This is a genomic window from Arthrobacter sp. MPF02 (genome assembly GCF_046605375.1).
In the GTDB taxonomy this organism is placed as follows: domain Bacteria; phylum Actinomycetota; class Actinomycetes; order Actinomycetales; family Micrococcaceae; genus Arthrobacter.
Genome location: NZ_CP176772.1, coordinates 2,892,696 through 2,905,769, shown reverse-complemented (window position 1 = coordinate 2,905,769; position 13,074 = coordinate 2,892,696). Strand labels below are relative to the sequence as shown.

The window sequence follows — 13,074 nt, the reverse complement described above, 5'->3', positions numbered from 1 at the left end:
TATCTAATGCGAATCTCAGTCGTCGGCTGCGGCTACCTTGGCGCCGTTCATGCGGCGTGCATGGCAAAACTCGGGCACGATGTGGTTGCTATTGATGTTGACGAGCAAAAAATCGCAGCTCTGGCAGCGGCCAACGCTCCCTTTTACGAACCGGGCTTGGACGATCTTTTACGCGAAGTTCAAGTCACAGGAAGGTTGTCCTTCACCACCGACGTGGCAGCTGCACGAGGTAGTGTGGTCCACTTCATCTGTGTAGGTACACCTCAAAAGAAGGGCGAAAACGGAGCAGATCTTACATATGTCGATGCTGCTATATCTGGACTGCTCCCCTATCTTTCCTCGGGGGACATTATTGTCGGCAAATCAACTGTTCCCGTTGGGACGGCAGCACGATTGGCGGAAATCATAAAATCCGCAGAAGCGGATGCACACCTTTTGTGGAACCCAGAATTCTTGCGTGAGGGACACGCTGTGGCTGATACCTTGCTTCCAGACCGAATCGTTTACGGGGTGCTCAATGGGGCGGAGGATCATGACGCCGTAGCAGTTCTCGATAGTGTTTACGCCAACGCACTCGCAGCAGGAACGCCGCGCATAGTGACAGATCACCCAACGGCAGAGCTCGTAAAAACAGCGGCTAACTCGTTCTTGGCAACTAAAATCTCATTTATCAACGCTATGGCTGAACTGTGTGACGCTGCGGGAGCAGACGTGACGCAACTTGCGGACGCGATCGGCATGGATGATCGCATTGGACGGAAATTTCTCAACGCGGGGATCGGTTTTGGAGGTGGCTGCCTACCCAAGGACATTCGTGCCTTCATGGCGAGAGCAGGAGAACTAGGTGCGGATCAAGCGCTTACCTTCCTCCGCGAGGTCGACGCTATCAATATGCGCCGACGCACTCGCATGGTGGAACTGGCCAGGGAGTTGTGCGGAGGCTCGTTATTGGGCAAAAGAATTACTGTACTGGGGGCAGATTTCAAGCCGGAAAGCGATGACGTACGTGATTCACCCGCACTTAGCATCGCCGCCCAGCTTCAACTCCAGGGAGCCGACGTGACCGTGACTGATCCGAAAGCGCTTGCAAACGCGTCCCGCCGTTTTCCCGAACTCCACTACGTGTCTGACTCAACTGAAGCAATGGCATCGGCCGACGCGCTGCTCTTGCTAACAGAGTGGCAGATGTACCAAGACCTCGATCCATATCACATTGCTGAAATTGTAGCTTCGCCCCGCGTTCTCGACGGTCGCAATGTGCTTGATCCTGCGAAATGGCGAGCGGCAGGTTGGGTTTACCGGGGTCTTGGGCGGCCGTGAATTGAAGATTCCAACAGGTAGCGCGAGTGAGGGGAAGAGTCTCGAGCAGATTGCGTGCAAGGATGCTAGAGCTCTACGCCGGCGGCTCGCCGTTACGATCACTGTGATTGCTGTGGCCCTTTTGGGGTCAGTTGTTGCTTGGTTAGTGTCAAGAGCGGCGGTAATTAAGGAGGAGCTGGTTGCTGCCGATGCTTTGGTTTCTCGCCTGGAAGACGAAGTAGCAAGCCGAAATTCACCTGCTGCCGCCGCAACGGTAAGCCAGCTTCAAGTCCATACGGCGGCGGCAAAAGAAGCTTCTGAAGACCCAGTATGGACCCTTGCCTCGACTATTCCAGGGGTTGGACCCAATTTTTCTGTTGCTGCTGAAATGGCCCGCTCTGCTGACGATGTAGCGAGCTTGGGGCTGGCGCCATTAGTTGAGGTTTTTGGTTCACTTGATTGGACCGCATTGACGCCAAGCGAAGCAGGAGCAGATTTACGTCCTCTTACTGAGGCTTCTCCTTCGGTTGCTTCGGCGGCTTATGCGGTTCGCATCTCGTCAGAACGTTTGGATGCGATAAACACCAATGCTGTCTTGCCCCAGGTAGCTGAGCCACTTACAAGGGCAAGGGATAAATTGCGCCAAGTGACTGGGGCACTCGATGCTGCATCCGACGCGGCCACCCTCTTGCCTCAAATGATGGGCGAGGCTGGCCCCCGAAACTACTTGCTAATGGTTCAAAATAACGCTGAAGCTCGAGCGTCTGGTGGAATACCTGGCGCTCTTGCCATTCTGAGTCTTGACAAGGGCAAGCTGACTCTCGGTTCTCAAACCAGCGCTGCTGCAATAGGCGTCATGTCTCCGACAGTTCCCTTTGATCCGGAACAACAGCAGATTTACTCCAAGCGTGTGGGCAAGTATATGCAGGACGTAAACCTGACGCCCGACTTTCCCACTGCAGCATCAACCGCTCAGGCCATGTGGGAGCTAAAAACTGGACAGCGCGTCGACGGTGTGGTATCCGTTGACCCAGTCGTCCTGGGCTATATTTTGGATACCACCGGGCCAGTGAAGATCACGAATTCTGAGCTCGTATCTCTGGCGTCCCATGGCCTGCCGACTGAATTGACCGGTCAAAACATTGTTCAGACATTGCTGTCAGACGTATATGCGGAAATTGAACAGCCGGCCCTCCAGGATGCGTACTTTGCTGGCGTAGCACAAGAGGTTTTTTCAGCACTATCAGACGGCAAAGGAAACGGAAAGGGCTTGCTCACAGGAATTACGCGCGGAACGACCGAGGGTCGCGTCCTGTTATGGTCTGGACGCCCGGCGGAGCAGTCCATCTTGAGCCAATACGCGGTGAGCGGTGCCGTTGCTGGGCCAAGCGTTCCGGCCGCTCAATTCGGTGTTTATTTCAACGACGGCACCGGCGCGAAGATGGACTACTACGTAAAGCGCACAGTACAACTCATCAAAGAATGCCCCAAGGACGGCTACGAACAGACGACCGTGCGCGTAACCAGCACGAACACAGCTCCGGCTGATGCAGCCTCGTCCTTGCCCGCTTACGTGACCGGTGATGGCAACTACGGCGTTCCCGCAGGATCGGTGCAGACAAACATAGTCGCTTACGGCCCAGTGCAATCTTTAGTAGAAACTGCCATGTTGGACGGTAAACGGACCGAGTTCGCATCCTACTTCCACAGCAACCGCCCAGTAGGAATACAAGCAGTTCGTTTGGCGCCGGGCGAAAGCAAAACAATCGACTTCACGTTCGGAAAGATCGTTCAAGACACAGAACCTAACGTGGTTGTCACACCGACCGTGCAAGCGGTAGATGATGTAACTTTGCCCACAAAAAACGCGACATGTACCTAGAGTCCGCTGGACGGGGGGTTAACAGTATGTAAACCGACTAGATTGAGATTGCTCACAAGGAACAGCGAGTGATACGGTCTTTTTTGGGATATTTATCCGTGGCTCTGCACATGGTCTCGTGTGGAGGGGAATACTCCCCAAACATCGGGTACACCAAAACTTAGACGTCTCCGGGGGGACACATGAAGAAAACACTCGCAGCACTCGCGCTTGCCGGCTCGATCGCCCTTGTTGGGGCAGCTCCTTCGATGGCAACGAATATCACTTACCCTGCTCTTCCGCCGCAGGCCGCCGTGTCCGACGGCACCGTCGGTCCGGGCGAGACATTTACCTTCCGCGGCCAAGGTTTCCGGCCGTTCGAAGCGATCAGGGTTGTCGTCACGCCGGGCCAGGCTCCCGCATCCAACGGCGCAACCTTCACTGGCGGAACGGCCGTTGCCGCAGCGATTCCGGTTTTCCTGGCACCTCAGGAACTTGCTGCAACCGCTGACGCGCAGGGCGCTGTTTCGCTCCCGATCTCGATCAGCGAGGCCGGAACTTACTCAATTACAGCTACCGGCGTCGAGTCCGGTATCACCGTTGGTCCCGTCACGGTGACCGTGGCTGCCTCCCTGGCAAACACCGGCGGCAACGGAGGTGGTGCTCCGCTCGCCAACACCGGCCCCGGCCTGGCTAGCACTGGTGCGGACTCCGGACTCGTCCTCTGGACTCTGGTGGGCGCTGGCGCTCTGGCTGCTGGCGCAACTTCAGTCGTAGTTGTTCGTCGCCGCGTCAAGGCTGAGGCTGCTGCATAACAACAGTTTCTAGCTAGACCAGAGAAGGTGGGCCGTCTCCCCGAGGGAGGCAGCCCACTTTCTTTGTGTTATCGGGCAAACTCTCTTTCGGCAGGTTCCAACTTTGAAGCTCCTCCAAAATCGTGACTTCTGGCAGGTGATGCTATTCGTGATGCTGGTCGCGGTTGCTTTTGTAGCCTTTTGGCCGAATCCCATAGATCAACCTGTACAGGGACAGCTTGCAGCCATGTTGAATGTCGTGCACCGGCACGGTATTCCGCATTGGTTTGACTATAACTTTGTGGAGGCATCTGCAAACGTCGCTCTTTTCATCCCGATAGGAGTAGTAAGCGCCCTTGCTTTCCCGGAAAAATGCTGGATGCAGATAGCTGCATCAGGTCTGCTTATCTCAAGCTGCATGGAGCTGGGTCAGCTCCTGTTTCTAAACAATCGGTTTGCAAGTTTAGTTGACATCATGACAAACACATCCGGGGCTGTACTAGGAGCACTAGTGGCCTTCTTGGTCTTCAAGAAAAAATGAGGCCCGCCGCCTATCGGCAGCGGACCTCTAAGGTCTTTACGTCATTTAGGACTCGTTGACGAAGCCCTTCAGCCAGGTCTTCAGGTCCTCGCCGAACTCCACGCGCTCGGAGGCCAGCGTGATGACGGCCTTGAGGTAGCTCAGTTTGTCGCCGGTATCGAAACGGCGGCCCTTAAAGACGACGCCGTACACGCCGGAGCCTTCACCCTCGCCCGCAGCAAGAGTCTGCAGCGCGTCGGTCAGCTGAATCTCGTTGCCGCGACCAGGCGCAGTGTTTTCCAAGACACCGAACACCGACGGGTGCAGCACGTACCGGCCAATAACGGCTAGGTTGGAGGGTGCGTCTCCAACAGCAGGCTTTTCCACAAGGCTATTGACGCGGACGTAATCCTCGCCCTCTACGGCGGCGATGTCTGCGCAGCCGTAAGCACTAATTTGGGAAGGGTCCACTTCAATCAGGGCGATCACTGAACCGCCTGTCTTTTGCTGCACCTCCATCATGACGGTCAGGAGTGATTCTGCCTCATCAATCAAGTCATCGCCCAGCAGGACGGCAAAGGGCTCGTTGCCCACGTGCTGCTTAGCGCAAAGGACCGCATGGCCCAGGCCCTTGGCCTCACCCTGGCGGACATAGTGGATGGGACCCAGCTCGGAGGCGTAATGAATGGCCTCCAACCGGTCCTTGTCGCCCTTCTCCTCCAGCACCCGTTCCAAGCCGGGAGCGCGGTCGAAATGGTCTTCTAAGGCACGCTTGCTGCGTCCCGTTATCATCAAGACATCATCGAGGCCGGACTTGACCGCTTCCTCAACCACGTACTGGATGGCGGGACGGTCCACGACGGGCAACATTTCCTTCGGCATTGCCTTGGTGGCGGGCAGGAAGCGAGTTCCCAGTCCGGCAGCAGGAATGACGGCTTTGGTGATAGCTTTCCCCATAGTCATAGGTGAACCTTATAAATTTCGCGGACGGAAAGGCAATTAAGAAGCGATTTCAACCACCTCAACCACCGGTTCCGAGGTCCTGTGCAATCTGTGGGATGGCACGTAAAAACCTGACCCATCTGGCTTTGTGCAGCTGGTAACGTCCCTGCAGCGAGACATCTGCGTAGATGTTCCCACTCAAGAAGGTCTCGGGGCGTGGAAACAACGCTCGCCACAGCATCCGCGGCTTGTCTTGCCAGCGAGCTTGGGAGATGGCTAGGAGCCGGGCACTTCCTGGTTCCTTTGCAAGGGTGCGGTTGCGCCATTCCTTGGACGGCTGCGGCCATTCAGGGGCATCGGTCTCCGGGAGGAGGTCGTTCGAAAAGGGCCAACGGCCGCCAGGGAGCTCGTGGCGGAGGCGGCTTGGAGGATCGCGGGCCCGAGCGCGTCCTTCTCTGACAGTCCGGTAAGGAACTCAAGCTCTTGTCGGCAGGCAGGCAGGCAGGTGAGGCGAACGGAGGGCATGCAAAGCCAAGACCAGGATGCCGAGTGGCTTGGACGGCACGCGGATGGCCTGTCCCGCGAGCTCAAACTCCTCTGTAAGACCCCACATCACGTCGAAGCACTTGTCCGCCGGAGACTCCATGCCGGGAAAGCGGAAGTGGACGTCGATACAACACGGCCAGTCAAAATGGCTCTTCGTGCTTGGTGGTGAAACAGGTTCCGTGTCTTGAAAGCTGAAGGGCTCGTAGCCCTGCTGTGATGGATGTTCTCTACGCATTCATCAAGTCAGGAGCTACGAGCCTTGATCGAGCCTACTTCCCCGCGCCCCGATGCTGCCACCGTCATTTTCAACCTGCCCGACTACCGCGTCGCCGGTACTGATGTCCTTGCCTTCGGGCAGCGACAGGTTCATGTAGAAGCCACCGCCGAGGCCGGCTGTCCGACCTGCGGCGTGATCAGCACCCGAGTGCATTCCCGTCGGCCACAACGGCTGCGTGACATTTCCGTCGCCGAGCCGGTCGAAGTGGTCTGGGCCAAGCGGAGGTTCTTCTGCGACGAGTACCTGTGCCCGCGTCAGACATTCACCGAGGAAACAGCCCAGGTCCCGCGTCGGGCCCGGTCCACCCGCCGGCTCCGGGACGCCCTCGTGTCCGCCGTCATCGGATCCGGCAGGGCCGCCGCTGAGGCTGCCTCTTCATTCGGTGTCTCGTGGTGGCTGGTCCAGCAGGCTCTGAATTCCGCGGCACTGACGCTGCCCGATGTCGACGCTCTGGCACCGCGGATGCTCGGCATCGATGAACACCGCTACCGCTCCGTGCGGTTCTTCCGCGACCCTGCCACCAAGGCCTGGAAACGCTACGAACCCTGGATGACCACCATCGTCGATCTGGACACCGGACAGGTCCTGGGGATCGTTGACGGCCGGGACAGTGAGGGTGTCGGGGACTGGCTGTTCGCCCGTCCGCTTCAGTGGCGTCTGGGGGTGCAGGTCGTTGCCATCGACCCGTCGGCGGCGTTCCGGAAGGCATTGCGGATGTGGCTGCCACGCACCGCGGTCTCAGTCGACGCGTTCCACCTGGTCAAGCTCGGTAACGACATGCTCACCGAAGTCAGGCAGCGCCTCACCCAGCAAGTCCATGGCCGGCGGGGACGCTCCATCGACCCGGTCTGAGCCAACCGCAGGCTGCTCCTACGCGCCGGGGACACGCTCTCGGACCGGGCCCGGGACAGGCTCAGCACAGTGTTCGACACTGACGACGCCACCGGAAAGCTGCAGGCCGCCTGGCTGATCAAAGAACAGCTGCGGACGCTGCTGGCCACCGGGTCCCTCGCCGACGCCGCGGCTGCGAAAGAACGGCTGCAGACCCTGGTTCGAAACGCCGCGCAGCCCGAAACGAACCGGCTCTGGCGCACAATCTGCCGGTGGTGGAAAGAGATCGAAGTGCTCATTGTCACCGGCGCGACAACGGCGAAGGTGGAAGCCAACAACACCGCGATCAAGCACATCAAAAGGACAGGCCGTGGATTCACCAACGCACGGAACTACAAAACGCGTATCCTGTTGCGCAGTGCCGCCAGAACAGCGGCATGAACACCCAACACGGCAAAACATTCACCACGAACCGTGACACTCCTATTGATCGATTTCAAGCGCTGATGTCTCGCTCGGAGCCTGCAGTGTTCGGACGATGAGGGGGTATAGCTGGCGGACGAGGTAGCGTTTGAGGCAGCGTACGATTTCCATTTTCGTTTTGCCCTCGGCGGTCCTTCGAGCAGCATAATCCCGGGTTGTTTGGTCGTAGCGCAGCCGCACGATGACGATGTGATAGAGCGCGGACTTCGCTTGGCGATCACCTGCTCGGCTTAGTCGGTGACGGTTCGTTTTACCCGATGACGCCGGGATCGGGCTCACGCCGGTCAACGCAGCGAATGCAGCCTCGCAACGGAGCCTTTCGGGGTTGTCTCCAGCGGTGATCAGCAGCTGGGCGGCGGTATCTGGTCCGCAGCCGAACACCCCCATCAGGGCAGGGGCATGGTCCTCGAGCAGCCGTTTCAGGTGCCGGGTCAGGTCTTGGATTTGCTAGGTCAGATCGAGCCAGCGGCGCGCGAGAAGGCGGAGGCTGTAGGCGGTGGCCTCGGCAGCGGTGACGGGCGTCTTCGTGGGTCGCGATGTCGCCAATGCGGCGATCAGTTTGGTGTTTGGCAGGTCTCGGTATCGGGCCCGAAGCTGCTCAGGTGCGGCGATCAGCATGCCCTTGATCTGGTTGATCGTGGCGGTCCTGGCCGTCAATGCTGAGGACCTGGACGTGCGTAAACCCGCAGAGACTCTACGAAACCGTCACCACCTTTCGGAGCAGCCGTTGCGCGCCCCGAAAGAACAGCTTCGGCGGCCGAATATGCATCGAAGACGTCAGTCTTGCCCCGGAGCCTGCGATCGAACCGGTTGGGCCGGTTAACTTCGAACACGTCAATACCTGCCTCGCGGACGGCACGGGTGAGCGAGGCGCCGTAGGAGCCAGTGCACTCAATGCCGACGCTCACCAAGGCCGGACACCTTCTCAGGAACCGTAATGCCGCTTGGTAACCAGCAGCGGTGGCGAACACCTCCACATCTGCCAGCCGTTGTCCTGCAGCGTCGATAACGGCAATGTGATGCGTGTCGGCATGAGTGTCGATTCCGCCGTAGACCTTAATTTGCTTGTCGTTCACCATGGAAACTGCACCCTTCCTCGTTGTCGGGTGCGCAGCTCGGTGGGCGTCAGTCAGTTCACGATCGGGCACTCGCCAGACTCCTATCAGGACATGACGGCCCTGCCGGGCTGCACTTCGAAAATGAGCCAGGTCGGCCGACAGGTCACGGGAAAGACAATCACCATGGGCGGTGATGTCAGAAGAACCGAAAGTCAGACCCCCACCAGACCATCCTGCATCCAGCAAGCCGAGGCCGCCACGTCCATCAAGGAGCCAGACCAACCGGTCCACGACTCCATAGTGAAGAGCCGGTTTCTCGCGCCGTAGGAGATGAGTTTCGTCCTAGTATTCGGGAGTAGAGACGCCACCCGATGGCTGGCGGCCTGGTTCGCGGACCAGCCGCTTCTAAAGGAACCGACTGCTTCTGAGGGCTTCCCTGGCGACTATTGCGCATCCTGGAACTCCTGGTCATGGTGAACCGTAAGTGCCAACACATCAATAACAGCGCCAGCTAGAACCCTGACTTTCCCCGCTTCAACCGTCACTCGCACTCCGTCTGATCCTCGGGATCATAGGTGATCGGTCGGCAAGGACCGCCGGGCGCCGTGAAGGCGAGTACTCGGCCGCTAGGGGTACAGTTCCCACCAGCAACCCTGGAACCCGATCTCGATGTTTTCAGCAGGAAAAGAGCACGCAGGCATGTACAGCAGGCAACGCAACACGCCTCTATTGCTAGCACTCTACTCGTTGCGGAATAGGCGTGGGACCCGCCGAGCGTTACGGAAGCTGACCTAATTAAGCTTCTGGCCCAGATAGTCTGATCCATCGGAAGCGCGTGGCCCATGTAGGTTTTGTGCTAGGGGTTAGGCCGCTGTTGTGAGACTAGTTTTTCAAACCTTTGCCACTTGCGTTATCAGGCTTATCAGTTGCTGTCCCACGAGTTTGGAGTCGTAGGTGCGGTGATAGTTGGTAAGGGCATTGCTTGCTAATGCCCTTCGTTCATCATCATTGCATATTAAATCGGCTAAAATAGAACTAAGTTGCTGCGGCGTAACCTCAGGCCTAAGCATCACTCCACAGCGGCCGCCATCGAAAATCTCGTTTTGTGCCTCCCATGAGGGTCCAACGGCTACGGCGCCAGCGGCTTGAGCCTCTAGAAAAACGAACCCGAAGGTTTCATATGAGGAGGGATTAACGAGGATATGTGCACGCCGCATTTCTTTTTGAACTTCGCTGTGCGGTAATCCGCCAAGTACTCGGATGGGAAAACTGCCATGAATTGGGACTGCGCCGTCACTGAAGCGCGAAACAATAGCTAGCTCTAGCCTTTGGCGAACGCTCGTAGGCAATAATTCTAGGGCTTCAAGGAGAAGGGGGAGTCTTTTCAGGCGCGCCGGATTTCCTACAAACAATATCTGAACGCGAGCTGGCCGGTCGTGCTTGATAAGCGAACTTGACGGTACTGCAATAATATCAGGAAGAAAAAAAGGGATCGTGTAAACTTTTCCGCTGGAGAACGAGTATTCCATGTTCAAGCGCTGGCGTTCAGCGCGCGTCGAAACTACTATTGCGCTCGCGGCTTCGAACAGTGGCCGTTTTCTCCTGATCTCATTTTGGATGTCCTCATTCGTATCACCTCGCGCTAAACGCATGCGAGGATCGATTAAAGTGTTCTGCCAGATCACGGGCAAGGGTGCATTTACGGGAAAATGCGAATTATTATAGACAACGTTGCTCTTGCGTAATCCCGAATCCCATAGTGCAAGTTTCTTTGTCCATGATCTAGCGTGCCTTTTCCCCTGGAGTCGGCGAAAAATGGCCCCACTTGCGGATCGGGCGTTATCGAGCAACGCAGCCGCATTAGACTCTTGAGAAGTGACTTCGAGGAAAGAGTACCGTTCCTGTAAGCGCGGTAATATCGAACGAACATAGGCGCTATCGGTACTGTGAGTAGGATATGTCCATTTTGGGGCGTCAATGTATAGTCGCGTTCTCACGTGATCTTATGCTCCTCATGTCCATTCGTGCTTGCTCGATCCCCGGGTGAAATATCTCGCTTCTTCAGGCGAAACAGTCTGGAGACGTAAAAACCGGCGACTATCCATTCTAGGGTTACGATTGATGCGACCATCACTGTAAGTGAGCCAGCCTGAATCCATGTAACTGTGAAGCCAGCAGCGCCCGCCACGACTCCTATGCAGGCGCCAAGAAGTACGCCCTTTGAGTCTTCTCGTACGTACAAGACTGACGTCATGATCATTGACGAGACGGCGGCAGCGGGCATAAGAAGAACAAGCCACCGAAGTATAGGGATGGAGGCCGCGAAGTCAGGCCCGTAGAGGATGCGCACGGCTAGTGGTGCCGCAATCCACATTAGGGCAGCGGCCACGCACCCGAATAGGAATGAACCCAAAGCGGAACGTTCCGCTCGGCTCCAGAACTCAGTCGGCTTTCTGAGGGCTCCTGCCATACGAGGCAGGAGGGCTAAACCAAGTGCATCAAGGGCTGCGCTGGCTGCTCGGACAATTTTTTCGCCGGCCGAGAATACACCAAGGGCAGCGACGGGAACGACTGTTGAGTAGTAAACGGTCGCACCCTGGCTGTATGCCGAGGTCAACATGCGGGCTCCGACTGCGGGGCTGCCTACCCTGACAAGTTCAGTAATCCCAATCCTGGGTGAGTTATACGTACGGATACTCCCCACTCGGTACCAGGAAAAACCGGCAGAAACCATCGTTGAAAATGCAAGGCATAGCATAGGAGTCCAAGGTTCTTGGACGAGCGGTAGCGCAACAAACAGGCTAGCCAAATATATGCATCGGGCCAATACTTGGTATGCTGCAATTCTCCCAAATTCTCCGTAACCTAGCAGTACCCATTCTTCTCCCGCTGAAGACAATCCACCAGCCAGCAGGCCGATGCTTATCATGAAAGCCACGGGAGGCCATCCCAACGAAATGGCAAGAATGCAAAGCAGTAAAAGCGGCGCGAGGAGCATCAATCGGAGTTTCGCATACGATAGGCGAAGACTGACTGCTGATTCTTCTCGAGAAACACGGCCGGCTAGAATCTGGGATAGCCCGAAGTCAACGATGATTGATCCGAAAAAGTAAGCCGACGTAGCGATCGCCAACATCCCGGTTCCCTCAACGCCAAGGATCCGGGCACACAGAGGAACTGTCGCTAGAGTCACCACATACTGGCCGTATCTTCCCAAAGATACAAACAGCACATCACGCGCAAGACTCAAGCCTCGGCGCCAACTATTGTGCATGGCGGCAACTCTTTCTACCCAAAACTCAAATTAGCGATCGACCGGAAGTAATCCACGCGAGATCGGTGCCGTGAGTAGTCGGTGCTGCTGGTTGGCATTAGACATGCGTGCGGACGCAACAACTATACCGGGGATGGCCGTTCGAACCGGAAAGCGATGTTCATGTTCCTTGAACACCAGAGCTGGAAGGTACGCCCAGGTCGCAACCAAACGTATACTTGGTGACTATCCTACGTATTGATTACGTGTGAAATTTCCAGGCTGTTATGATCCCGATCTCCGTCCCCGGTCCATGATGGCGGCACTGCCGTCAGCTTCCTTCGCTGCGTGGCGTGCCCCGCCTTGAGCAAGACGCCTACTCAACATAGGTTTGGCCGCATCTAGGATAAGCACAAAAATCCTCCCGGCCGCACTAACCAGAGGTTCCCTTAGCGATCCCAAAAGCATGGTCGGGGGTCCTCTAAGGAGATGCCTGTCACTAAGCAGCTGGCAGGATTACATTGCCGGTGGGCACCTTCCAATGTGTTCAGATCCGTCTCACGGCTCATCACAGCGCCGAAGCGTTCAGAAAAGTACCAACAAGCTAATCTGGCTGGCCAGCGCCGCGATGTAGGAAATGGTGGGGAGGCCTTGAATATCGGGACGCTTTATTAGCACTCTGGCGTGACCTCGATAGAGCTGTGTAATTGTCTGAGGAACGCTTCCGCCCGCTACAGAAAGCGACAAATTCTCGACGAGCTGTGGTTTGCCGAGTCGGAGTCCCAGTGATGCTGCCGCTTCTGCCGCTAGTTTGTACTTCATCCGCCAACTACCCAATAATGTGACTACGCACGCCACTTGTTCGCGTCGGATGCGTTCTCTTTGCTGGGTGGAGGCTTTGAAGTACGAGTCGCTTTGATCCATTAGAGGACTTGGCGGCAGTTGCATCGTACACCGGGGTTGCCAAGTATCTGTCTCATGGAGGGACCGCCTACCCAGCGGTCCCTCTCCACCTAATCGGCGTCTATGTACTTTCCTGCTAACGCTACGAAAGTAGTCGGAGAGGTGCCGCGTCAGCGCCGATGCTGTCGCTAGAGGTTCTAGAGTACTGTGATGATGACCGGCACTGCGATGTTGCACAGCCTGAAACCTTGGTCCGCCCTTCCTTAGAAGCTGACGGAATAACCACAAATGAACAGCGAAATTACCT

The 13,074-nt window shown here is 56.9% G+C and carries 10 protein-coding genes and 2 pseudogenes; 5 read left to right on the top strand and 7 right to left on the bottom strand.

All coding sequences use genetic code 11. The annotated features are described in order from the left end of the window. Positions 1-6 precede the first annotated feature (6 nt). The 4 genes from ACLH0K_RS13730 (at position 7) to ACLH0K_RS13715 (ending at position 4,495) form a co-directional block, all read left to right on the top strand. On the top strand, positions 7-1,320 hold the full coding sequence (locus ACLH0K_RS13730) for a UDP-glucose dehydrogenase family protein (RefSeq protein ID WP_411374112.1): 1,314 nt from the start codon (positions 7-9) through the stop codon (positions 1,318-1,320). A 103-nt stretch (positions 1,321-1,423) separates the two neighbouring features. Continuing rightward, positions 1,424-3,181: a DUF4012 domain-containing protein gene (locus tag ACLH0K_RS13725; RefSeq protein ID WP_411374111.1), complete on the top strand. Its 1,758-nt coding sequence runs from the start codon at positions 1,424-1,426 to the stop codon at positions 3,179-3,181. Positions 3,182-3,363: 182 nt separating this feature from the next. Next, a complete protein-coding gene (locus ACLH0K_RS13720) occupies positions 3,364-3,975 on the top strand; it encodes an LPXTG cell wall anchor domain-containing protein (RefSeq protein ID WP_411374110.1) in 612 nt (203 codons plus the stop codon). Positions 3,976-4,078: 103 nt separating this feature from the next. After that, positions 4,079-4,495, top strand: a complete 417-nt coding sequence (locus tag ACLH0K_RS13715) for a VanZ family protein (RefSeq protein ID WP_411374109.1) — start codon at positions 4,079-4,081, stop codon at positions 4,493-4,495. Positions 4,496-4,540: 45 nt separating this feature from the next. Here ACLH0K_RS13715 and galU read toward each other — a convergent pair whose 3' ends face one another. Then, entirely contained in the window at positions 4,541-5,437 is an 897-nt protein-coding gene (galU, locus tag ACLH0K_RS13710) for a UTP--glucose-1-phosphate uridylyltransferase GalU (RefSeq protein WP_411374108.1), read from the bottom strand. A 745-nt stretch (positions 5,438-6,182) separates the two neighbouring features. Here galU and ACLH0K_RS13705 point away from each other — a divergent pair. Next, positions 6,183-7,511, top strand: a pseudogene (locus tag ACLH0K_RS13705) (ISL3 family transposase). Between the two features lie 42 nt (positions 7,512-7,553). On the opposite strand, the pseudogene ACLH0K_RS13700 reads toward ACLH0K_RS13705, so the two are convergent. From ACLH0K_RS13700 to ACLH0K_RS13675, 6 genes and pseudogenes are all read right to left on the bottom strand, one after another. Continuing rightward, positions 7,554-7,910: pseudogene (locus tag ACLH0K_RS13700) on the bottom strand (transposase); the annotation flags it as partial. A gap of 90 nt (positions 7,911-8,000) precedes the next feature. Beyond that, the gene (locus ACLH0K_RS13695; protein ID WP_411374107.1) at positions 8,001-8,210 is read right to left on the bottom strand and encodes a hypothetical protein; all 210 of its coding nucleotides are present in this window, start codon (positions 8,208-8,210) and stop codon (positions 8,001-8,003) included. After that, complete coding sequence (locus ACLH0K_RS13690) at positions 8,207-8,632, bottom strand: IS110 family transposase (protein ID WP_411374106.1); 426 nt, start codon at positions 8,630-8,632, stop codon at positions 8,207-8,209. Before ACLH0K_RS13690 ends, ACLH0K_RS13695 begins: the two co-directional genes overlap by 4 nt. 869 nt (positions 8,633-9,501) lie before the next feature. Continuing rightward, complete coding sequence (locus tag ACLH0K_RS13685; RefSeq protein WP_411374105.1) at positions 9,502-10,296, bottom strand: glycosyltransferase; 795 nt, start codon at positions 10,294-10,296, stop codon at positions 9,502-9,504. A 308-nt stretch (positions 10,297-10,604) separates the two neighbouring features. Continuing rightward, the gene (locus ACLH0K_RS13680; RefSeq protein WP_411374104.1) at positions 10,605-11,885 is read right to left on the bottom strand and encodes a lipopolysaccharide biosynthesis protein; all 1,281 of its coding nucleotides are present in this window, start codon (positions 11,883-11,885) and stop codon (positions 10,605-10,607) included. 564 nt (positions 11,886-12,449) lie between these two features. Beyond that, the gene (locus tag ACLH0K_RS13675; RefSeq protein ID WP_411374103.1) at positions 12,450-12,788 is read right to left on the bottom strand and encodes a hypothetical protein; all 339 of its coding nucleotides are present in this window, start codon (positions 12,786-12,788) and stop codon (positions 12,450-12,452) included. Positions 12,789-13,074: the final 286 nt, after the last annotated feature.